Below are 20,198 nucleotides of genomic sequence, written 5' to 3' on the forward strand. Positions count from 1 at the left end.
GGAGAACCCGATGGCTGTTGCGGCGAGCCCGCTCAACATCGGACTGCAGGTGATCCAGCAGACGATCACCGCCGTGATCAGCGCCTCGCTGGTGGCCGTGCTCTACGTCGAGCTGCGCAAGATCCGCGACGGCGCCGGCCCACAGTGGCTGGCCGAGATCTTCAGCTAGTCAGCCCACGTCGAACTTGTCCTTGCGGCGGCGGCCGAAGAGCAGGCGGCTCTCCAGGCGGCCGCGCAGGGCGGCGTAGTAGGCGTTGAGGAACGTCCGGTCGGCGATGTCGGTCGGGCCATCCCAGCCGATCTTGACGCGGATGCGGGCAGCCACCTCCGCCATCGCCTTGCGGTCGGCGGCGCGGATCACGTCCTCCAGCACGTGCAGCTCCTTGATGCCGTAGGCGTCGAGCTGGGTCGGGGTGAAGGCCAGGCCCCGGCTGGCCGTGCGCTCGGAGTCGGCGAGGTCGGGCTGCAGCAGACGCTTGGGGGCCTTCACGACCATGGTCCCGGCGGCCAGGTCGCCCAGCCGCCGCCGGTCACGGTTGAACAGCGGGAAGATCACGAAGACGCCGCTCCAGATCGCGCCCAGGCCGATTAGGGCCGCATCGACGCCCTCGCCCTCGGCGAAGAAGAAGACGAGCGGCAGGAACACCTCGACCTCGCGCATGGCGTTGCGGGCGAAGACCGCATCGGCGGTCAGCTGGCCCCCGTCGGCGGCGATCACGCGCAGGCCCATCATGCGCTTGCCCGGCGTGGCGGCGCGCGGGCGGGCCTCGAACCAGAAGAAGTAGAAGTTGCGGCCGACGAACATGCCCAGCATCCAGACGATGAAGAGCACGTCGTTCATCCAGCTCACGCGCGTCACCGAGGCGACGATCAGCGCCAGGATCGAGAAGACGACCAGCACCACGCCCAGGATCAGGAAGTCGAGCAGCATGGCGGCGAACCGCTCGGCGTAGGCGCCCACCCGCAGCCGCAGGTCCACGCCTTCGGGTGTCACCAGCTCGCGCCAGCCGTCGAACGGCTCGCGCCGCGGCCTGGGAGGGGCGGCGCCGGTCATGCCGGCTCGCTCCGGCGCGGCCAGTAGAAGTAGGTGAGCCAGGCCGCCAGCATGACGCCGGCGATGACGTAGCGGGCGACGTCGCTGGTGATCAGTTGGCGCCCCAGGCCCTCGAGGAGGCCGGCGACCAGCAGCATGCAGACGACGCCGGCCATGGCCGTGGCCGCCCGCCGCCCAGCCTCGGCGGCGGCGTCCACCCGGCTCCGCTCGCCCGGGAATGTGACGGCCCAGCCGATGGAGAAGCCCGCCGCGCCGGCCAGGATGATGGCGAAAAGCTCGGTGGTGCCGTGGATCATCAGCCAGCCGCCGGCCTCCACGCCCAGGCCGCGCGAGGCGAACAGGGCCAGGAAGGCGCCCAGCATGCCGCCGTTCATGACCATCAGCGCCGCGGTGGGCAGGCACAGCGCGAAGCCCAGGGCGAACGAGAAGAGCGCGACCTGGGCGTTGTGGGTGAAGAGGAAGGTCGCGAAGGTCGCCAGGCTCTCGGTGGCCCCTGGCTTGTCGTAGAGCGTTTCCCGCAGCGACGCCGTGGTCGCCATCGGGTCGCGTCCGGAGGCCATGGCGGGCTCGATAAAGCTGTAGAACCAGTCGGCGTCGCGGCGCACCAGCACATAGGCCACCACGGTCGCCACGGCCGAAAGCACGAAGGCGACCAGCGTCTCGCGCCACAGGGCCTGGATCGAGGCCGGCCAGTCGCGCAGGAAGAACCGCGCCAACCGCTCGGGCAGTCGCGACCGCGTCCCATAGACGAAGAAGTAGGCCCGCGTGCAGAGGCTCTCGAGGTAGGCGGTGAGGCTCTGGTCAAGCGAGATCGAGCGAGCCACCGACAGCGACGAGAGCGCCTGCCGATAGAGCAGCGGGATCTCCAGCAGCTCGTCGCGTTTCAGGCCGTTCGCACCGCCGGTCTCGGCCTTGGTGAGGAGCGAGTCCAGCCGCCGCCAGTCCTGCTCGCGCTCGGCGCGGAACCGCCAGCTCTTGAGATGCAGCTCGGGCATCAGACCAGCCCTCGCCGCTTCACGTCGAGGTAGCTGTTGACAAGCGCCGTCGCGAGGCCGTCGGCCTGCGCGTCGACGATCTGGGCGCCCAGCCGCCGCAGCCGTGCGGTCACTCCCTCGCGCTGCTTGAGCAGGCGCTCAGCGATCACCGCGCGGGCGACGTCTTCCGGCGCCGTGGGCTCGCGGCCGACCAGGCCCTCGAGCTCCTCGTCGCGGAACACCACGAAGAGGACGAGGTGGGTCCGCATCAACCGGGCCACGTTCTCGACCATCAGCTCGGCCGAGGTGGCGTCGGCGAAGTCGGTGAAGACGACGACCACCGCGCGGCGGTCGAGCCGGCCGGCCAGCGCAGTCAGGCCCAGGGTGAAGTTGGTCTCCTCCGTGGAGTAGTCGACCTGGGCGCAGAGGCGCTGCAGCAGGGGGAAGGCTGCCGGTCCGGAGGCCAGCCCGCTGGCCAGCCGGGGCTTGGAGTCGAAGGCGAAGACACCCACGCGGTCGCCCATCCTCAAGGACACGAAGGCCAGCAGGAGGGCCGCGTTGATCGCCCGGTCGATGCGCGGCAGGCCGGCCGCCGGCGCGCTCATCAGACGGCCGGTATCCAGCGCCAGCAGGACGTGGTGATTGCGCTCGGTGCGATACTCGCGGCCGATCAGCTTGCCGTGGCGGGCGCTCTGTTTCCAGTCGATGTCGCCCAGGTCCATACCCGTCTGGAATTCCTTGAGCGCGTGGAAGTCCGAGCCCTCCCCGCGGTCCAGCAGCGGCTTGGCGCCGAGGGGCGCGTCGCGGGCGAACAGGCGCAGCGCCTGCTCCTTCACCGCGGCGACGTCGGGCGTGATGCTGACCGGCGGGCCGGCGGGCTGCTGGCGCTGCAGCCAGACCAGGCCCAGCGGCCCCGTCCAGCGCGCCCAGACGCCCTCGATCCGGCCTTCGCCGCGGCGCACCGGGTCCAGCCGCACGTCGGCCTCCGCGCGGCCTTCGAAGGTGCGCACGACCTGGCGGTCGGGCACGGCGGCGAGGCGGTCGTTGACCCCCACGGCCAGTTCCACCTCCCGCGGCCCGCCCCGGCCGAACGCCGCGGTCAGCCGCGCGGTCTCCGGCCGCCCGATCCCAATGACCCGCGGAGCCGCCAGCGCCAGCTCCAGCCGCCGCGGCGGGGCGGCCATCAGCGCGTCGGCCAGCATCAGGCCCATGGCCAGCACGATCCAGGCCGCCGCCGCCGTCCAGAGGTGGGGCGCGAGCAGCGCGACGGCGAGCGCCGGCGCGGCGCCAACGGCCATCAGCGCGATCGCGCGGCGGGTGGGATAGAGGATCATCAGCGCGCCTCCAGGCGAAGTGGAGGCCGGTTCGCCGCCCGGGAGGCGCGCCAGAAAAGGGGATGATGCGCTCTGCGCATCATCTGGGCGCGGCCGCCAGGTCGACGAGGCCCTGAATGATCTGGTCGGGCCGGCGGCCGTCGATCTCGGCGGCGGGCGAAAGGATCACCCGGTGACGCAGCGCCGGCAGCGCGAGCGCTTTCACGTCGTCGGGGATCACGTAGTCGCGCCCGTCCAGCGCCGCCCGCGAACGGGCCGCAAGCGCGAGCTGGGCGGCCGCGCGGGGGCTGGCGCCGCTGGCCAGGTCGGGGGTCTCACGGGTGGAGCGCACCAGGTCGAGGACATAGCCCACGATCTCGTCGGTCAACCGGATCCCGGCCACCGCCTTGTGCGCGTCGGCCAGCTGCTTCGCCGTCGCCGCGCGGGCCACGCCGCGCTGGGCGGGGTCGGAGTGGCCGCTCTGCATGCCGTATTCGGCGACGATCCGCCGCTCCTCCTCACGGTCGGGATAGCCCAGGGTCTGCTTGAACAGGAAGCGGTCCAGCTGGGCCTCGGGCAGCGGATAGGTGCCCTGCTGCTCAAGCGGGTTCTGGGTGGCGACCACCATGAAGCGCTCCGAGAGCTCGCGCGCCTTGCCGTCGATCGTGACGCGCCGCTCCTGCATGCCCTCGAGCAGCGCCGCCTGGGTCTTGGGCGGGGTGCGGTTGATCTCGTCGGCCAGCAACAGCTCGCAGAACAGCGGCCCCTCGGTCAGCGAGAAGGTCGAGGTCTGGAAGTTGAAGACGTTGGACCCGATGATGTCGGCCGGCATCAGGTCGGGCGTGAACTGGATGCGCCCGAAGTCGAGGCCCAGGGTGCGGGCGAACGTCTGGGCCAGGTAGGTCTTGGCCACCCCCGGCGGGCCCTCCAGCAGCACGTGGCCGCGGGCGAAGAGCGCGGTCAGCAGCAGGTCTATGGTGTCCTGCTGGCCCACGATGGCCTTGCCGATCTCGGCCCGGACCTTGTCGGCCAGCGCCTTCACCTCAGCGACGTTCACGCGTCATCTCCCCTCGCCAGTCGTACAGCTTGCGCGCGACGGCCAAGAGGTCGTCGCGGGTCTTGGCCTGTTCGGCCTCTGCGGCCAGTTCGCCCGGCGGGGTGGCGCCGCGGCGCTCCGCCAGGTGCTCCAGCCAGTGTTCCTCGGCGGTGTGGCCGCCCGCGGCGCGGATGACCAGCGCCCGGGTCAGCGCCGCGTAGGCCGGCGCCAGTTCGTGCTCGCGCCGCGCCATCCGCACGAGGCCGGCCGAATTGTCCACCAGCGCCTGGGCGCCGAGCGCGAAAGCCCGCTCGCGCCGCCGTGGCTGGCCGAAGCGGGCCAGGGCATGCAGGCCCATCAGGATCGCCGCCGCCAGGCCGATCAGGGTGGCCGCCAGCCACGGCGGCTCCAGCATGGTGCGTCCGATGCCGCGACCGCGTTCGTAGCCGTTCAGGGTCACGTCGAACATCAGCGCCCGCGCGCCGCCGGCGCTGGCCGCGTCCAGGATCGCGACGCCGGCCCGCGCATTGGCGAGGCTCGCCAGGCCCTGGTTGTTCAGCAGGTCGGGGTCGGCCAGCAGCCATACGTTGGGATGCTTGCGCGACTGGGCGAGCACCATGGAGCCCGCGGAGTCCACCAGCGCCGGCGCCCAGCCCTCGCCCGAGACGGTCTGCATCCGGTCGATCGTCCCCAGTGGCAGGTACGTCCCCGGCGCGAACGGCCCACCCGCGCCGCGCAGCACCGGCTTGCCCGCCTTGGGCGCGGCGCCGATCCGCGTGACCTTGGAATAGGCCGCAAGCAGCGTGTCGTGGTCGCCCTCGACGAGCCCTACCTTGCGGACGAAGCCGCGCCGCATCGGGTCGGGCGCGGCGATCCACTTCGGCATCACGATCAGAACCGTCCCCGCCTCGGCGAAGGGTTTCAGCGCGTCGGCTTTCTCGTTGCCTTCGGGCGTCAGGACGACGGCCGCGTCCTCCAGGTTCAGGGTCCGGCTGCGGCTGACCACCGGCGCCTGGCCCAGGCGCTTCATCAGGATCGGCGCGGCGGCGAAGCCTATGGCCGACTTCGACAGCGCATGCGCGCGGCCGTCCTGTCCGCTGCGCAGGTCGGGGGCGTAGGCGGCGAGCACCGCCAAGCCGGCGAAGGCCACGATCCCCACCAGCACCAGGGCCAAGATCACCTTGGGCGAGAACGCCGGCCCGGACGCCGGCTGGTCGGCCGCGGCGGTCATCGCCAGCCCTCGGCGAAGGCGAAGGTCTGGTAGTCGGCGCGGGCCTGGCCGAACGCGTCGGCGTCGGCGGGGCGGCCGCCGAAGAAGGTGCGCTCCACGGCCTGGGCCAAGCGCGCGAAGGCCGAGCGCGCCTCGGCGGGCAGCACCTCGAGCCCGGCGATGTCGCGGCTGGTGAACGCCGGGCGCACCGCTCCGGGACGCCGCGCGACCAGGTCGTCGATCGAGCGGAACAGCAGCAGGTGGATCGCCTCCTCGAACCGGCCGGCCGCGGCCAGGCCGTCGGCGTCTTCCAGGAGGGCGCGCGCCTTGCCGGGCTCGGGCCGCCAGTCGGTCACCGGCACGACGGTCTTCTTGCCGCGCAACCAGGTCTCGGGGAGGAACTCGCGGGCGATGAAGTAGAGGATCAGGGCTGCGCCCACGATCAGGCCGCCCCAGAATACGTACTGCAGCACCGGGGCGATGTCGGCGATGAACTCGAGGACGGGCCGCAGCCACTCGAGGTCGGGCGGGGTTTCCTTCGGCGCGCCTTTGAAGTCGAACTGGACGCCGGGCGTCTTCAGCAGCGCCTCATGGGCCGCGGCGAGGTTCGCATCCGCCGCCTGGCCGTCCGCCGCCGCAACGCTTTCCCCCTGCACGCACACTCCCCAGTTGCGCCGCGAGCCTAGACGACCCGCCGGCCGCCGCAAGCCCGCGTCAGCGCCGACAAGCTTCAACCCTGGAAAACGCAGAAAGACGCGGAAGATCAACTGGTGCGGCCTCCGCGTCTTCTGCGGCCCAATGACGTGCGCCTGCGGCGCGCGGGATGTCTTGACCCTCGCAGCATTCGCGCTGAGGTGGGCGGCATGACGAGCGTCGATTTCATCCGCGGCCTGCCGAAGGCCGAACTGCATCTGCACATCGAGGGCAGCCTCGAGCCCGAGCTGATGTTCGAGCTGGGCCGCCGCAACGGGATCGCCCTGCCCTTCAAGAGCGTGGAGGAGGTGCGCGCCGCCTACGCCTTCTCGAACCTGCAGGACTTCCTGGACATCTACTACCAAGGCGCGGGCGTGCTGATCACCGAGGCGGATTTCAAGGACCTGGCGCTGGCCTACTTCCGCCGCGTGGCCGCCGACGGCTGCCGACACGTGGAATTGTTCTTCGATCCGCAGACGCACACCGACCGGGGCATCCCCTTCAAGGTGGTGATCGAGGGCCTGCTGGCCGGGATGCAGGAGGCCGAGGCCAGCCTCGGCGTCACCTCCAGCCTGATCCTCTGCTACCTGCGCCATCTGGACGAGGAGGCCGCCTTCGCGACCCTGAAGGACGCCGAGCCGTACCTGGACCGGATCCTGGGCGTGGGGCTGGATTCGTCGGAGGTGGGCCATCCGCCGTCGAAGTTCGCCCGTGTGTTCCGGGCGTCGCGCGAGCGCGGGCTGAAGCTGGTGGCGCACGCCGGCGAGGAGGGACCGCCCGAGTACGTCTGGGAAGCGCTGGACGTGCTCGGCGTCGACCGCATCGACCACGGCAACCGGGCGCTGGAGGACCCGGCGCTGGTGAAGCGCCTGGCCGCCGAGGGGATGACGCTCACCGTCTGCCCGCTCTCGAACCTGAAGCTCTGCGTGGTCGACGACCTCAGGGCGCATCCGCTGAAGAAGATGCTGCACCTGGGGCTGAAGGCGACGCTGAACTCGGACGACCCCGCCTATTTCGGCGGCTACCTGGGCGCCAACTGGACCCAGACGGCGGCCGCCCTGGACCTGACGCGCGACGAGTTGGTCACCTTGGCGAAGAACAGCTTCACGGGCTCGTTCCTGCCGCGCGAGCAGGTGGCGCGCCACCTCGCCGACATCGACGCTTACGCGGCGGCGAATTCGTAGAAGTAGAGGACGAACGTCTCGGCCTCGGAGCCGCGGGCCTCGTACAGCGCACGGGCCGCCTCGTTGTCGACCTCGGTGCCGACCCAGGCGGCTTCGCACCCCTTCGCCTTGCCCCAGACGACCAGCTCGTCGAGCAGTCGCGTGGCGATCCGCTCGCGCCGGCGCTCCGGCGCGACGCCCAGATTGTCGATGTAGAGCTCGGTGGGCTTGTCGGGGTGGCGCTGGACCATGCCGCGCGCCTGGCCCACCACCTCGCCGGCGGCCACGGCCAGCACCATCAGGTGGCCCGGCTCGGCCAGGTAGGCGGCGAGCTTCTTCGGATCGATGTCGTCGTCGAACACGTCCTCGGCCACACGGTCGAGCACCGCGGCGTCGTTCGGTCCGATCCGGCGGATATCCACAGTCATTCCGCGACCATAGGGGTTGCGGAGCCTGCCTGAACAGCGTCTACCCTCGAAGTTGAACGGCACGTCACGATGCCGGGGAGGCATGTCATGATCCGGTTCTCCGCAGCCCTGCTCGCCGCCACGGCGCTGGCCGGCGCCGCCCACGCCAAGACGCTCGCCGTGGGACCCGGCCCCGACGCGCAGGAGCGCCTGCAGACCGCCCTCCTGGACGCCAAGCCGGGCGACACGGTCGAGCTGGACGCCGGCCGCTACGACCTTACCGACGGCCTGTCGCTGGACGTGGACAACGTGACGGTGAAGGGCGCCGGGCCCGACGCCACGGTGCTGTCGTTCAAGGGCCAGAAGGGCGCGGGCGAGGGCCTGCTGATCACCTCCGACAAGGTCACCGTCCGCGACTTCGCCGTCGAGGACACCAAGGGCGACGGGGTGAAGTCGAAGGGCGCGGACCAGATCAGTTTCATCAACGTCCGCGTCGAATGGACCGGCGGGCCCAAGGAGACCAATGGGGCCTATGGGGTCTATCCCGTCGCTTCGACCAACGTCCTGATCGACAAAGTGCTGGTGCGCGGCGCGTCAGACGCCGGCATCTACGTCGGCCAATCGAAGAACATCGTGGTCAAGCGCAGCACGGCCGAGTTCAACGTGGCCGGGATCGAGATCGAGAACTCGATGAACGCCGACGTCTTCGACAACGTCGCCACCCGCAACACCGGCGGCATCCTGGTGTTCGATCTGCCGAACCTGCCGCAGATGGGCGGCCACTCCACGCGCCTGTTCCGCAACAGGGTCGTGCAGAACGACACGCCGAACTTCGCGCCCAAGGGCAACATCGTCGCCAACGTGCCCCAGGGCACCGGGGTGATGATCATGGCCAACCGCAACGTCCACGTCTTCGAGAACGAGATCGACGGCAACCAGTCCACGGCGGTCGTGCTCGTCAGCTACACCCAGACGTTCGACGACAAGACCTACAACCCGCTGCCGCGCGACGTGGTCGTGCGGAACAACAAAATCGGCAGGAACGGCTGGGACCCCAAGTTCAACGGCGGCGGCCTGGTGAAGATGATGCTGAAGTCGGACATCCCGCCGATCGTCTGGGACGGCGTGACCAGCTTCCCGGGCACGACCGAGCCGGTGCGCGTGCGTCTGCTGGATGGGCCGGTGCTGAACCTGCGCCTGCCGGGCCCCGGGCAGATCGAGAAGGCCAATCCATCGGTGACGGCCACGGCGGTGATCCCCGAGACCACGCCGCAGCTGGCCGAGCCCAAGGCCGTGGTGCTGCCCAAGGCGCAGGCCGACCTGGGAGCGTAGTCGTTTGAAGCGTCTGGCCGCAGTTCTGGCCGCCCTTCTCTGCGTTGGAGCGGCCCCAAAGCCGGAGGGCGTCGCGCTGGAGACCCTGCTGGCCGAGGCGCCCGCGCCGAAGCTCGCGGACTACCGCCTGTTCAAGGACACGGGCGGCCGCACGCCGAACGCGGGGCTGACGCCCTACGCCCTGAACACTCCGCTGTTCAGCGACTACGCCGAGAAGTTCCGCTTCCTCTACCTGCCGCCGGGGACCAAGGCCCGTTACCGGGCCGACGGCGTGTTCGAGTTCCCGGTGGGCGCGACCCTGGTGAAGACCTTCGCCTATCCGGGCGATCTGCGCCGGCCGGTCGACGACATCCGCTACCTCGAGACTCGCCTGCTGATCCGCAAGCGCGCGGGGTGGGTGGCGCTGGCCTACGTCTGGAACGCCGGGCAGACCGACGCGGTGCTGAAGCGGGCCGGGGCGCGGCTGGACGCGGGCTTCGTCGACGCGAAGGGGCAGGCGCGGCGCGTGGACTACGCCGTCCCCAACCAGAACCAGTGCAAGGAGTGCCACCAGCTCGACAAGACGCTGCTGCCGATCGGCCCTAAGGCGCGCAACCTGAACGGCGACTTCGCCTATGCCGGGGGGACGGAGAACCAGCTCGCCCACTGGACACGCACGGGCGTGCTGGCCGGGGCGCCGAGGCCGGCCGCCGCGCCGCGGGCCGCGCGCTGGGACGATCCGAAGGAGCCGCTCGAGGCCCGGGCGCGGGCCTACCTCGACGCCAACTGCGCCCACTGCCACGGCCCGCGGGCCATCGCCTCCAACTCGGGCCTGTTCCTGGGCCTGGAGGAGACGCGCCCGCCGCAGCTGGGCGTCGGCAAGGGACCCGTCGCGGCGGGCCGCGGGTCGGGCGGCCTGAAGGTCGGCATCGAGCCCGGCCATCCGGACGCCTCGATCCTGGCCTATCGCATGGCCTCCAACGAGCCCGGCGTGATGATGCCCGAGCTCGGCCGCACGCTGACCCACGAGGAGGGGCTGGCCCTGGTCCGCGACTGGATCGCCGCCATGAAGGCGCCGTGACGCCCGACCGCCGCGTCCTGCTGGCCGCGGGCCTCGCCGCACTGGCTGTTCCCGCCTGGGCCGACGAGGCGACCGACGCCGCGCCCGAGGCCAGCAACGTCAAGGCCTGGACCGGCTACGAGGCCCGCCTGCGCGCCCGGCTGGCCGACGCGGGCGGCGGGCGCATCGACCTGGACGCCGGCCGCGCCGCCCTCGACCTGACCAACCGCGAGCGCGCGAAGGCCGGGGTTCCGCCGCTGACGTGGCAGGACGAGCTCGCCGCCGCTGCGGCCGCCCACGCCGGCGACCTCGCCCAGCGGGGCTATGTGGAGCATCTCTCGCCCGAGGGATTCGACCCCAGCCACCGCCTGTGGCTGGTGGGCCGCACGACCATCGGCTCGCCGTCGGAGAACATCGCCTACCATCGGGGCGCGCCGGTGCGCGCGACCCAGCTGCTGCAGCGCCTTCGCGGCAGCGCCGGCCATTGGAAGAACCTGCTCCGCCCCAGCCACACCCACGCCGCCTATGCCGTCGTGAACCGGGGCGACCGCTACTGGCTGGTGGGCCTCTATGCGCGGCCGCTGGCGACGTTGGCCGAGCCGCTGCCTTTCATAGCCCAGGGCCCGCTGATCCGCCGCGCCCTCACCAGCCTGCCCAGCGAGCACCGCCCGCGGCTGGCGATCCCGCAGGGCAGCCGGATGGGCAAGGTGGAGGGCTCGCCGCCGGTCATGCAGATCACCGCCATCCGCCCGCGCGAAGCCGGCCGCTTCGACGTGGTCGGCGGCCCGATCTTCCTGGCGAGCGAGGCGGGCTAGTTCCGGGCCGGATAGAGGTCGAAGGTGCGGTCGCCGACGACGAGGCGCTCGGTCTTGATTTCCTTGGTCCCGCCGATGCGTTTGTGGCCCTTGGCGGTCACGGACGTGCCCCTGGGGATGGCATCCAGCGTCAGGCCGGAGCGTTGGATCGCCGCCGGCGGGGCCAGCATCACGTCCCACACGCCATCGGCGGCGCGCACCTTGATGAGGCCGTGCGGCGCGCCGAGCTCGGCGCTCTCCACCACGCCCGCCACCTGGCCCTCCTGGTTGCTGTAGCTGGTCCAGCCGTGGTGGGCGGACGCGGCGCCGGCGGTCAGGGCGAGGGTCGCCGAAAGCGCCAGGGTCGACAGCCTTGTCATCTCGACCTCCTGCCCCCATGGGAAGCCTAAGCTCTGAGCCCGCTTGCAGAAAGGCTCGTTTGCCGTCCGCCGCGGAAGGCCGGTATCGGTCCCGTCGACATCGCTTCCAGGAGCTCGCCTTGGCCGACCTCTTCTCCCCGCTGACGCTGGCGCATGGGCCCGCGCTCAAGAACCGATTCATGCTGGCTCCGCTCACCAACCTGCAGAGCCATCCGGACGGCACGCTGTCGGACGACGAGTTCAAGTGGCTGACGCTCAGGGCCAAGGGCGGGTTCGGGCTCACCATGACCTGCGCCGCCCACGTCCAGGCCGTCGGCCAGGGGTTCCCCGGCCAGCTCGGGATCTTCGGCGACCAGCACGTGGCCGGCCTCACGCGCCTCGCCGCCGAGATCAAGCGCCACCACAGCGTCTCCGCCGTGCAGTTGCACCACGCCGGCAACCGATCGCCGAAGGACCTGGTCGGCACACCGGTCAGCGCCTCGGATGATCCCGAGACCGGCGCCCGCGGCCTCTCGCTGAGCGAGGTGGAGCAGCTGGTGGAGGACTTCGTGGCCGCCGCCGTCCGCGCCGAGCACGCGGGCTTCGACGGCGTGGAGATCCACGGCGCCCACGGCTACGTCCTAGCCCAGTTCCTCTCGCCCGAGATCAACAAGCGCGAGGACCGTTACGGCGGTTCGGTCGCGAATCGCGCGCGGATCGTGAACGAGATCATCGACGGCGTCCGCGCCCGCACCCGCGCCGACTTCCAGGTGGGCCTGCGCCTGTCGCCCGAGCGGTTCGGCCTGAAGCTGGCCGACATCGTCGAGACCGCCGGCGCGATCCTGGCGGCCGGCAAGATCGACTACCTCGACATGTCGCTGTGGGACGTCTTCAAGGAGCCCGTCGAGGAGGCGTTCAAGGGCCGGAGCCTGATGAGCTACTTCACCGAGCTGCCCCGCGGCCAGGTGCGCCTGGGCGTCGCCGGCAAGGTGACCTCGCCGGCCATTGCCGCGCAGATGCTGAAGAACGGCGCCGACTACGTGCTGATCGGCCGGGCGGCCATCCTGCATCATGACTTCGTGCAGCGTGCCCGCGACGCGGCGTTCACCCCGATCGCCCTACCGGTGACCGCCGAATATCTGGCCAATGAGGGCCTTGGCCCGGCTTTCGTGAAGTACATGTCGACCTGGCCGGGCTTCGTCGAAGCGGCCTGACGCGCGGCGGGCGTCCCAGCCGTTCCACAGCAGCACCACCATGACGACCGCGGCATAGGCGCCGTAGGCGGTCAGGAAGACTTCGGGCTGCAGTTCCAGGGCCATCGCGACGCTCCCAACAGGTAGCAGGAGCTTGGCTGTTCGCGGCCAGGTTGGAAATCTCGCATGGTTCCCTACGGAGAAATACGGAGGCGGTCGGGTTCGGGGGCCTCCAGCGCCGCGGGCTTCGGTCCGCCCGTGGCCCAGTCGAGCAGCTCCACGGGGTGCACCACCGGCGCGTCCAGGACCGGCGCGAGCTGGGCCATGCAGCCGACGTTGCCGGCGGCGATCACGGCCGCCTTCGTGGCCGCGAGGTTGGCGGCCTTTCGGTCGCGCAGGCGGGTCGCGAGCCCGGGTTGCAGGATATTGTAGACGCCCGCCGAGCCGCAGCAGAGGTGGCCCTCCGCCGGCAGGCGCACGTCGAACCCCGCCTCGGCCAGGAGGCGGGGCGGCGCGGCCTTCACCTGCTGGCCGTGCTGCAGCGAGCAGGCGGCGTGGTAGGCGACCACGGTCCCGTGCGCCTTGGCCACCGGGGGCAGCCCCACCTCGCCGATGAACTCCAGGATGTCCTTCGCGGGAACCGCCTGTCCGACCAGGTGGGCATAGCCCTTGAGCATGGTTCCGCAGCCGGCGGCGGTTGTGACGATGGCGTCGACCTTCCCCGCCCGCGCCCAGGCGGCGACGTTGGCGCGCGCCATGCTCCGGGCCTCGTCGGCCCGGCCCAGGTGGTGCGACAGCGCCCCGCAACAGCCCTCGCCCTCGGCCAGCACGACCTCGAAGCCGGCCCGCGTCAGCAACCGCACGGCCGCGGCCCGCACCTGGGGCGCCATGGCGGGTTCGACGCAGCCTTGCAGCAGGATCACCCGGCCACGGCGCTGGCCCTGAGCCGTAGTGGACACGGCCGCCGCCGCCGTCGACCGCTTCGGAACCAGCCGCAGCAGCGCCGCCAAGGGGGTCAGTCGCAGCCGCTGCAGCGTCGGCTCCAGCGGGCGTGCGAGCCGGCCCAGCGACAGGGCGAACGCGAGACGCCGGGGCCGCGTCAGCACCGCCGGGATCAACGCCCGCAGGATCCGCTCGGGCCAGGGCCGCACGTGGTGCGCCTCGATGTGGGCGCGGGCGTGGTCGATGAGTTGGCCGTAGTCGACGCCCGACGGGCAGGTGGTCGTGCAGGCCAGGCACGACAGACAGCGGTCGATGTGGGTGACGGTCTCGGGCGGGGGCGGCCCGCCCTTCTCCAGCATCTCGCGGATCAGCTCGATGCGGCCCCGGGGGCTGTCGCGTTCGTCGCCCAGCAGGACGTAGGTCGGGCAGGTGGCCGTGCAGAAGCCGCAGTGCACGCACTTGCGGATCGCGCCGGCGCTGGCGGCGGTCTCGGGATCGGCGAGCTGCTCGGGCGTGAAGGCGGTCCTCATGCGCCGCCCTCCATGCGTCCGGGATTCAGCACGCCCAGCGGGTCGAACGCCGCCTTCACGCGGCCCTGCAGTTCGCCCAACGGCCCCTCGCGTGGACCGAACGCCTCGGCGCCGCGCAGGCACAGCGCGTGGCCGCCCAGGCCGCGGGCGACGCTGCGCACCTTGGCCGCCGGCTCGTCTGTGAGCAGCCAGGCGAGGCCGCCGCCCCAGTCGTAAAGTGCATCACCCGGCAGTGCGTGCGGCCCCTTCCAGCCCTGGGCCGGCGGCAGCGACAGGCGCCATAGCGGCCGCGGATCGCCCGCGAACGCCTCGGCCTCGCGGATCTGCGCCCAGAACTCCCGGGAGTGCTCGCCTTCCAGCTCGTCGATGCGGCCGAAGACTTGCAGCGCCGCGACCAAAGCCTGGGCGCGCGCCTCGACCGAGGCCTCGAAGCCCTCCAGGCGCAGCGCCGTCACGGGCATCTCGGCCTTCAGCGGCCGCGAGCGAGCGGCGAAGGTCGGCAGGTGGGCGGCGCCCGAGACGTCGTAGGGCCCGTTCAGCGCCATCTGCATCGCCTCGCTGGCGCGCACGTCGGCCAGACCGAACAGCAGCAGCGTCAGCTCGGTGCGGGGCGCCGGCAGCACCTTGATGGTCAGTTCGGTGAAGACCGCCAGCGTCCCCCAAGACCCGGCCATCAGCTTCATCAGGTCGTAGCCGGTGACGTTCTTCACCACCTTGCCGCCGGCCTTGAACACCTCGCCACGGCCCGAGACGCCGGCGAAGCCCAGCAGGTGGTCGCGCGCCGCGCCGGCCCGGATGCGCCGGGGACCCGACAGGTTCGCCGCCACCACGCCGCCCAGGGTGGGCTCGCCGCGCGAGCCCAGAAGCCGCGTCCAGCGCGGCGGCTCGAACGCCAGCATCTGACCGCGACTGGCGCAGACCTTCTCCAGATCGGCGATCCGCACGCCCGGCTGGGCGGTCAGCACCAGCTCGTCGGGCGAATAGTCGACGATGCGGTCCAGGCGCTGGGTCGAGAGGACCACGTCGACCGGGTCCATGCTCCCGATCGCCCGCTTGGTGCCGGCCCCGACGACCTCGACGTGACGCGCGGCCGCCCCGGCCTCCGCGATGGCGGCGTGCACCTCCTCGGGCGTGGCGGGCTTCAGGGGACGGACGGTCTGGTCGAGCATCAGAAACGCGGCAGCTCCGGGAACGCGAGCTTCCCCTTGTGGACGTGCACGCGGCCCAGCTCGGCGCAGCGGTGCAGGGTCGGGAACACCTTGCCGGGATTGAGCAGCAGGCCGGGATCGAAGGCGCACTTCACCCGCTGCTGGCAGGCGAGATCGGTCTCGTCGAACATCTCGCCCATCAGGTCGCGCTTCTCCACGCCCACGCCGTGCTCGCCGGTCAACACGCCGCCCACGGCGACGCAGAGCTTCAGGATGTCGGCGCCGAACGCCTCGGCTTTCTCGAGCTCGCCCGGCTTGTCGGCGTCGTAGAGGATCAGCGGGTGCAGGTTGCCGTCGCCGGCGTGGAAGACGTTGGCCACGCCCAGGCCGTACTCTGCAGCCAGCTCGTATATGCGGGTCAGCACCTGCGGCAGCTTCCCGCGCGGGATGGTGCCGTCCATGCAGTAGTAGTCGGGGGCGATCCGCCCCACCGCCGGGAAGGCCGCCTTGCGCCCCGCCCAGAACGCCAGCCGCTCGGCCTCGGAGTTCGAAACCTTCACGAAGTCGGCGCCCCGCTGGGCCGCCAGCGCCCGGACGTGGCCGGTGAGCTCGGCGCATTCGGCCTCGGGCCCGTCCAGCTCGCAGATCAGCAGCGCCGCGGCGTCGACCGGGTAGCCAACGCCCACGAAGGCCTCGGCCGCGCGGATCGCCGGGTTGTCCATCATCTCCAGGCCCGCCGGGATCACCCCCGCGGCGATGATGTCGCCCACGCAGGCGCCGGCCGCCTCGACCGACGGGAACCCCAGCAGCAACGCCCGGGCCGTCTGCGGCTTTGGCAGGATGCGGACCGTCACCTCGGTGACCACGCCCAGCAGGCCTTCCGACCCGGTGACCAGGCCGAGGAGGTCGTAACCGTCGGCATCCATCGCCTTGCCACCCAGCCGCACCACCTCGCCGTTCATCAGCACGAGCTCGCAGCCCAGCAGGTTGTTGGTGGTAAGGCCGTACTTCAGGCAATGCACCCCGCCCGAGTTCTCGGCCACGTTGCCGCCGATGGTGCAGGCGATCTGGCTGGACGGATCGGGGGCGTAGTAGAAACCTTCCGCCTCCACCGCGTCGGTAATCGCGAGGTTGGTGACTCCGGGCTGCACGACGGCGCAGCGGTTGGCGTAGTCCACCTCCAGCACGCGGTTGAACTTCGACAGACCCACGACCACCCCGTCGGCCAGCGGCAGCGCCCCGCCGGACAGTGACGTGCCGGCCCCGCGCGGCACCACCTTCACTCCGTTGGCCTGGCACCAGCGCAGGATCTCGGAGACCTGCGCCGTGGTCTCCGGCAACACCACCGCGATCGGCGTCTGACGGTAGGCGGACAGCCCGTCGCTCTCGAACGGCACGAGGCCCGCGGGTTCCGACACCACGCCCTCGCCCGGCACGATCCGGCGCAACGCCCGCACGATCTCGGCCTTGCGGGCAAGGAGCGCGGCGTCGGGCGCGGGCATCTTCATGGGCGTGACGGTAGGCGGAGACTCACGGCGGCGCTAGCATACGCCCAGACGATCGGAAACGCAGATGAACGCCATGACTCCCGCCGCCATCCGCACCGCCCAGGCCGGCGACCGCCAGGCGATGGTCGATACGCTGCTGCTGTCGTTCAGCACCGATCCGTGCGTGCGCTACATCTTCCCGAAGCCGCGCGAGTTCATGGCCGGCTGGCCGGTGTTCGTGATGGCCATGGGCGGGCGCGGGATCGACCACGGCACGGCGTTCGTCTCCGAGGACGGGGCGGCGGTGTCGCTGTGGCTCCCGGCCGGCGTCGAGCCCGACCTGGAGACCATGCTGGGCGCCCTGGTCGACGTCACCCCGGAGAAGGGCGCGGTGCTGGCGCAGGTCGGCGAGCAGATCCGCGGCTATCATCCCGAAGAGCCGCACTGGTACCTGGCCGCCCTGGGCGTGGACCCGTCGCGGCAGGGCGAAGGCCTCGGCTCGGCGATGCTCAAGGAGGGCCTGCGCCGCTGCGACGCCGAGGGCCTGCCGGCCTATCTGGAGAGCAGCAATCCGCGCAACGTCCCGCTCTACGAGCGCCACGGCTTCGAGGTCATCGGCCTGGTCCAGCCCGACGACTATCCGCCGCTCTACCCGATGCTGCGCCCGGCCCGCCGCTAGCCGTCGTAGAAGAACGCCGGGTGCAGGCCCACCACGCGGCGCTCGCGCTCCGTGCCCGCCTCGGCGCGGGCCAGCGCCTCGGGCGTCAGGTGGTTGGCTTCCCGCGTTGTCACGATCCGCTGGGCGATGTCGCGGCGGCCGTAGTGGACCTGCAGGAAGAAGCGGCCGTGGTCCGAGCCCAGCTTGGTGGGCATGCGCCGGTGCCAGATGTCGGAGACGAAGAAGCCCGCGTCGCCGGCCCTGACGACGAACGGCACGACGCCCTGGCCCTCATAGGTGAGGTCGCCGTCCATGGTGCGGTCCTGCGGCGGTGGGCGGCCCGACAGGTGGCTGCCCGGGATGACGCCGGTGGGCCCGTCCTCCAGCGCGCAGTCCTGCAGGTAAACGTGGACGCCGATCGCGAAGACCGGATGCGGGATGTCCGTCGGCCAGCGCACGCCCTCGGGCAACGGCACGTGCGGCCCGGCGTCGATGTGCCAGTTCTGCCCGCCATGGCTCCCGGGCTGCCCGGCCGGGTTGCGCCAGGCCGTGTTGGCGATCACGTGGCAGTCCTCGCCCAGCAGGGGCTCGATCACCGCCAGCAGCTTCGGATGCGCCACCGCCTTCTGCGCCGCGGCGCTGCGGTTCAGCATCGCGTAGCGGAACATGTCGCGGTCTTCGGGCGGCAGGCGGAGGTTCCGCGCGTCCTCGGGCTCGTGGTCGTAGACACGCGCGATGTCGGCGGTGAGCTCGGCCACCTCGTCTGGCGTGAGCAGCCCGCGGACGATCGTGTAGCCCTCGCGCTCCAGCTGCGCGGTCGCCTCGCCGGCCGGCTCGGTGCGGATCTCCAGGTACGGACGCCCCCGGCGGATCATGGCTGCCTCCCGTTTTTCCGGAGGCTAGCACAGCCCCCGCGCGGCGCAGTGAAGCGGAACGGAAAAGTAACGCTGTTCGCTTACAACCTGTTGGTGACGATGGGCGCACCCTCCCCCATGCCTGCCGGTCCGGCAGGCATGACGTTCTGGGGGAACGGCCATGAAGACCATCGCAGTGCTTTCCCGCAAAGGCGGCGCCGGCAAGACCACCGTATCGGTGAGCCTGGCGCTCGCGGCCCGGCAGGCCGGGCTGAAGGTCGTCGTCGCCGACGTCGACCCGCTCCATTCCGCCTCCGAAGTGCTCGGCCGCCGCGCCGAGGCGTCGTCGCTGCTGTTCGAGACCACGGCGGCCAAGCTGTTCATCGTGCAGGAGGTCTGCGCCAAGAACCGCTGCGACCTGCTGATCGTCGACACACCGACCGCGCCCGAGGGCGACGTGATCCTCGCCGTCAACGCCGCCGACCTCTGCCTGGCTGTCGCGCGACCGACCAGCCTGGACCTCGCCGCCGTGAAGGAGTCCGTGGCCCTGGTGCGCCGTATGCGCAGCAACGGTCTGGTGGTGCTGAACCAGTGTCCGCCGGCCCGCAGCGGGATCGAGTCGCCGTTCGTCCAGCGGGCGCGCGAGGCGCTGCAGGCCGCGGGCGCGCCGACGGCTCAGGCGATGCTGCGCAGCCGCGCCGCCTACCAGCACGCCTTCGCCCAGCAGCAGGGCGTCACCGAGTGGGATCCGGGCAGCGACGCGGCTGTGGACGTGCTGAAGCTGCTGGCCGAGGTCAGCGACCTGCTGCTCCTGCCAACCGCCCACGAAAACATGGGCGCGCCGAGCCGGATTGCGGCCTGACTACTTCCCCTCGAAGGCCGGCGTCCGCTTCTCATTGAAGCTGGCCACGCCCTCGCGGCGGTCCTGGGTCGTGAAGAGGTTGTTGTAGATCGACAGCTCCAGGTCCATCGCCCGCTTCAGGTCGAGATCCTGCCCCTCGTGCACCACGCGCTTCGCGCCGCGAACGGAGAGGGGCGCCTTGCTGGCGATCACCCGCGCCACGCCCAGCACTGTGTCCATCAGCGCCTCCGGCGCGACGACGCCGCTGACCAGACCCCACTCCAGCGCCTGCTCGGCCGAGAACGGCTGGGCCGTGGTGAGGAGCTCGATGGCGCGGCGCGGACCGACGGCGCGGGTCAGCAGCTGGGTGCCGCCCAGGCCCGGCAGGATGCCGAGGCCCGCTTCCGGCAGCCCAAACCGTGCGCCCTCCGCGGCATAGGCGAAGTCGCAGGCCAAGGTCATCTCGCAGCCGCCGCCCATGGCCGCGCCCTGCACCGCGGCGATCACCGGGACCGGGCAGGCGAGCTGGGCGCGGATCATCGCCTCGAACAGCCGGTGCTGCTCGGCCCACGCCTCGTCGGTCATGCCGTTGCGTTCCTTGAGATCCGCCCCGGCCTGGAAGTGCTTGCCCTCGCCGCTCAGGATCACGCAGCGCAGCGCCTCGGCGGCGCGGATCTGGCTCCAGGCGTCCAGCAGCTCGCGACCCATCTGGGTGGAGAGCGCGTTGGCGACCTGCGGCCGCGCGAAGGTGATGACGGTGATCCCGGCCTCAGGCTGGGTCACCTTGATCGTCTCGTAGGCCATCAGAAGCTCTTCGGTTGTCCGAGCACGTGGGTCGCCACGTGGCTGAGGATCAGGTTCGTGGAGATCGGCGCCACCTGGTAGAGGCGCGTTTCGCGGAACTTCCGTTCGATGTCGTACTCCTCGGCGAAGCCGAAGCCGCCGTGGGTTTGCAGGCACATGTCGGCGGCGAACCAGCTGGCCTCGGAGGCGGCGAGCTTGGCCATGTTGGCCTCCGTGCCGCAGGGCTCGCCGGCCTCGAACATCTCCGCGGCCTTGTCGACCATCAGGCTCGCGCTCGTCATCTGCACGTAGGCGCGGGCGATCGGGAACTGCACGCCCTGGTTCTCGCCGATCGGGCGGCCGAACACGACGCGCTCCTTGGCGTACT

General features: G+C 71.4%; 21 protein-coding genes. 7 read left to right on the plus strand and 14 right to left on the minus strand.

Going from position 1 to position 20,198, the window contains the following annotated elements:
• Positions 1-169: 169 nt before the first annotated feature.
• From VGD44_RS22785 to VGD44_RS22810, 6 genes are all read right to left on the minus strand, one after another.
• A complete protein-coding gene (locus tag VGD44_RS22785) occupies positions 170-1,054 on the minus strand; it encodes an RDD family protein (RefSeq protein WP_331090676.1) in 885 nt (294 codons plus the stop codon).
• On the minus strand, positions 1,051-2,049 hold the full coding sequence (locus VGD44_RS22790; RefSeq protein WP_331090677.1) for a stage II sporulation protein M: 999 nt from the start codon (positions 2,047-2,049) through the stop codon (positions 1,051-1,053). Before VGD44_RS22790 ends, VGD44_RS22785 begins: the two co-directional genes overlap by 4 nt.
• Positions 2,049-3,362 carry a DUF58 domain-containing protein gene (locus VGD44_RS22795; protein ID WP_331090678.1) on the minus strand — a complete coding sequence of 438 codons (1,314 nt, stop codon included), beginning with the start codon at positions 3,360-3,362 and terminating at the stop codon, positions 2,049-2,051. The genes VGD44_RS22790 and VGD44_RS22795 overlap by 1 nt, the downstream gene beginning before the upstream one ends.
• A gap of 79 nt (positions 3,363-3,441) precedes the next feature.
• Complete coding sequence (locus tag VGD44_RS22800; RefSeq protein WP_331090679.1) at positions 3,442-4,398, minus strand: MoxR family ATPase; 957 nt, start codon at positions 4,396-4,398, stop codon at positions 3,442-3,444.
• Entirely contained in the window at positions 4,385-5,608 is a 1,224-nt protein-coding gene (locus tag VGD44_RS22805; RefSeq protein WP_331090680.1) for a hypothetical protein, read from the minus strand. Before VGD44_RS22805 ends, VGD44_RS22800 begins: the two co-directional genes overlap by 14 nt.
• The gene (locus VGD44_RS22810; RefSeq protein WP_331090681.1) at positions 5,605-6,243 is read right to left on the minus strand and encodes a DUF4129 domain-containing protein; all 639 of its coding nucleotides are present in this window, start codon (positions 6,241-6,243) and stop codon (positions 5,605-5,607) included. Before VGD44_RS22810 ends, VGD44_RS22805 begins: the two co-directional genes overlap by 4 nt.
• 207 nt (positions 6,244-6,450) lie before the next feature.
• Here VGD44_RS22810 and VGD44_RS22815 point away from each other — a divergent pair, with 207 nt between their 5' ends.
• Positions 6,451-7,464, plus strand: a complete 1,014-nt coding sequence (locus VGD44_RS22815) for an adenosine deaminase (RefSeq protein ID WP_331090682.1) — start codon at positions 6,451-6,453, stop codon at positions 7,462-7,464.
• Here the strand turns inward: VGD44_RS22815 and VGD44_RS22820 are convergent.
• Positions 7,443-7,871 (minus strand): GNAT family N-acetyltransferase, encoded by a 429-nt coding sequence (locus tag VGD44_RS22820; protein WP_331090683.1) that lies wholly within the window; start codon positions 7,869-7,871, stop codon positions 7,443-7,445. The genes VGD44_RS22815 and VGD44_RS22820 overlap by 22 nt on opposite strands.
• A gap of 87 nt (positions 7,872-7,958) precedes the next feature.
• On the opposite strand from VGD44_RS22820, the gene VGD44_RS22825 reads away from it, so the two are divergent.
• The 3 genes from VGD44_RS22825 to VGD44_RS22835 are packed head-to-tail and all read left to right on the plus strand — an operon-like array spanning position 7,959 to position 11,036.
• The gene (locus VGD44_RS22825; protein WP_331090684.1) at positions 7,959-9,182 is read left to right on the plus strand and encodes a parallel beta-helix domain-containing protein; all 1,224 of its coding nucleotides are present in this window, start codon (positions 7,959-7,961) and stop codon (positions 9,180-9,182) included.
• A gap of 4 nt (positions 9,183-9,186) precedes the next feature.
• Entirely contained in the window at positions 9,187-10,242 is a 1,056-nt protein-coding gene (locus VGD44_RS22830; protein WP_331090685.1) for an SO2930 family diheme c-type cytochrome, read from the plus strand.
• Entirely contained in the window at positions 10,239-11,036 is a 798-nt protein-coding gene (locus VGD44_RS22835; RefSeq protein WP_331090686.1) for a CAP domain-containing protein, read from the plus strand. The genes VGD44_RS22830 and VGD44_RS22835 overlap by 4 nt, the downstream gene beginning before the upstream one ends.
• On the opposite strand, the gene VGD44_RS22840 is transcribed toward VGD44_RS22835, so the two are convergent.
• A complete protein-coding gene (locus tag VGD44_RS22840) occupies positions 11,033-11,395 on the minus strand; it encodes a DUF6152 family protein (protein ID WP_331090687.1) in 363 nt (120 codons plus the stop codon). The genes VGD44_RS22835 and VGD44_RS22840 overlap by 4 nt on opposite strands.
• Before the next feature lie 119 nt (positions 11,396-11,514).
• Between VGD44_RS22840 and VGD44_RS22845 the strand changes: the two genes are divergently transcribed.
• Positions 11,515-12,588 carry an NADH:flavin oxidoreductase gene (locus tag VGD44_RS22845; protein ID WP_331090688.1) on the plus strand — a complete coding sequence of 358 codons (1,074 nt, stop codon included), beginning with the start codon at positions 11,515-11,517 and terminating at the stop codon, positions 12,586-12,588.
• Between the two features lie 173 nt (positions 12,589-12,761).
• Here VGD44_RS22845 and glcF read toward each other — a convergent pair whose 3' ends face one another.
• From glcF to VGD44_RS22860, 3 genes are read right to left on the minus strand one after another with little or no spacing between them, the layout of a single operon-like run.
• Positions 12,762-14,039 (minus strand): glycolate oxidase subunit GlcF, encoded by a 1,278-nt coding sequence (glcF, locus tag VGD44_RS22850; RefSeq protein ID WP_331090689.1) that lies wholly within the window; start codon positions 14,037-14,039, stop codon positions 12,762-12,764.
• A complete protein-coding gene (glcE, locus tag VGD44_RS22855) occupies positions 14,036-15,208 on the minus strand; it encodes a glycolate oxidase subunit GlcE (RefSeq protein ID WP_331090690.1) in 1,173 nt (390 codons plus the stop codon). Before glcE ends, glcF begins: the two co-directional genes overlap by 4 nt.
• Positions 15,208-16,695, minus strand: coding sequence for an FAD-linked oxidase C-terminal domain-containing protein (locus tag VGD44_RS22860; RefSeq protein ID WP_331090691.1), 1,488 nt, complete (start codon positions 16,693-16,695; stop codon positions 15,208-15,210). Before VGD44_RS22860 ends, glcE begins: the two co-directional genes overlap by 1 nt.
• Before the next feature lie 64 nt (positions 16,696-16,759).
• Here VGD44_RS22860 and VGD44_RS22865 point away from each other — a divergent pair, with 64 nt between their 5' ends.
• Positions 16,760-17,353 (plus strand): GNAT family N-acetyltransferase, encoded by a 594-nt coding sequence (locus VGD44_RS22865; RefSeq protein WP_331090692.1) that lies wholly within the window; start codon positions 16,760-16,762, stop codon positions 17,351-17,353.
• Here the strand turns inward: VGD44_RS22865 and VGD44_RS22870 are convergent.
• Positions 17,350-18,207, minus strand: coding sequence for a phytanoyl-CoA dioxygenase family protein (locus tag VGD44_RS22870; RefSeq protein WP_331090693.1), 858 nt, complete (start codon positions 18,205-18,207; stop codon positions 17,350-17,352). The two genes, VGD44_RS22865 and VGD44_RS22870, sit on opposite strands and share 4 nt — an antisense overlap.
• A 160-nt stretch (positions 18,208-18,367) precedes the next feature.
• On the opposite strand from VGD44_RS22870, the gene VGD44_RS22875 reads away from it, so the two are divergent.
• The gene (locus VGD44_RS22875) at positions 18,368-19,048 is read left to right on the plus strand and encodes a ParA family protein (protein ID WP_331090694.1); all 681 of its coding nucleotides are present in this window, start codon (positions 18,368-18,370) and stop codon (positions 19,046-19,048) included.
• Here VGD44_RS22875 and VGD44_RS22880 read toward each other — a convergent pair whose 3' ends face one another.
• Both VGD44_RS22880 and VGD44_RS22885 read right to left on the minus strand, forming a co-directional pair.
• Positions 19,049-19,831 carry an enoyl-CoA hydratase/isomerase family protein gene (locus VGD44_RS22880; protein WP_331090695.1) on the minus strand — a complete coding sequence of 261 codons (783 nt, stop codon included), beginning with the start codon at positions 19,829-19,831 and terminating at the stop codon, positions 19,049-19,051.
• The coding region (locus tag VGD44_RS22885; RefSeq protein WP_331090696.1) for an acyl-CoA dehydrogenase family protein at positions 19,831-20,198 on the minus strand (368 nt) is incomplete at its 5' end. The genes VGD44_RS22880 and VGD44_RS22885, both read right to left, overlap by 1 nt.

The sequence above is a fragment of the Phenylobacterium sp. genome, assembly GCF_036402295.1.
GTDB lineage: Bacteria > Pseudomonadota > Alphaproteobacteria > Caulobacterales > Caulobacteraceae > Phenylobacterium.

Excerpts from the sequence above, each read along its gene's own strand:
- VGD44_RS22785 (WP_331090676.1), bottom strand. The coding sequence starts at position 1,054 with ATGACCGGCGCCGCCCCTCCCAGGCCGCGGCGCGAGCCGTTCGACGGC.
- VGD44_RS22790 (WP_331090677.1), bottom strand. The coding sequence starts at position 2,049 with ATGCCCGAGCTGCATCTCAAGAGCTGGCGGTTCCGCGCCGAGCGCGAG.
- VGD44_RS22795 (WP_331090678.1), bottom strand. The coding sequence starts at position 3,362 with ATGATCCTCTATCCCACCCGCCGCGCGATCGCGCTGATGGCCGTTGGC.
- VGD44_RS22805 (WP_331090680.1), bottom strand. The coding sequence starts at position 5,608 with ATGACCGCCGCGGCCGACCAGCCGGCGTCCGGGCCGGCGTTCTCGCCC.
- VGD44_RS22815 (WP_331090682.1), top strand. The coding sequence starts at position 6,451 with ATGACGAGCGTCGATTTCATCCGCGGCCTGCCGAAGGCCGAACTGCAT.
- VGD44_RS22820 (WP_331090683.1), bottom strand. The coding sequence starts at position 7,871 with ATGACTGTGGATATCCGCCGGATCGGACCGAACGACGCCGCGGTGCTC.
- VGD44_RS22825 (WP_331090684.1), top strand. The coding sequence starts at position 7,959 with ATGATCCGGTTCTCCGCAGCCCTGCTCGCCGCCACGGCGCTGGCCGGC.
- VGD44_RS22840 (WP_331090687.1), bottom strand. The coding sequence starts at position 11,395 with ATGACAAGGCTGTCGACCCTGGCGCTTTCGGCGACCCTCGCCCTGACC.
- glcF (WP_331090689.1), bottom strand. The coding sequence starts at position 14,039 with ATGAGGACCGCCTTCACGCCCGAGCAGCTCGCCGATCCCGAGACCGCC.
- glcE (WP_331090690.1), bottom strand. The coding sequence starts at position 15,208 with ATGCTCGACCAGACCGTCCGTCCCCTGAAGCCCGCCACGCCCGAGGAG.
- VGD44_RS22860 (WP_331090691.1), bottom strand. The coding sequence starts at position 16,695 with ATGAAGATGCCCGCGCCCGACGCCGCGCTCCTTGCCCGCAAGGCCGAG.
- VGD44_RS22865 (WP_331090692.1), top strand. The coding sequence starts at position 16,760 with ATGAACGCCATGACTCCCGCCGCCATCCGCACCGCCCAGGCCGGCGAC.
- VGD44_RS22870 (WP_331090693.1), bottom strand. The coding sequence starts at position 18,207 with ATGATCCGCCGGGGGCGTCCGTACCTGGAGATCCGCACCGAGCCGGCC.
- VGD44_RS22875 (WP_331090694.1), top strand. The coding sequence starts at position 18,368 with ATGAAGACCATCGCAGTGCTTTCCCGCAAAGGCGGCGCCGGCAAGACC.
- VGD44_RS22880 (WP_331090695.1), bottom strand. The coding sequence starts at position 19,831 with ATGGCCTACGAGACGATCAAGGTGACCCAGCCTGAGGCCGGGATCACC.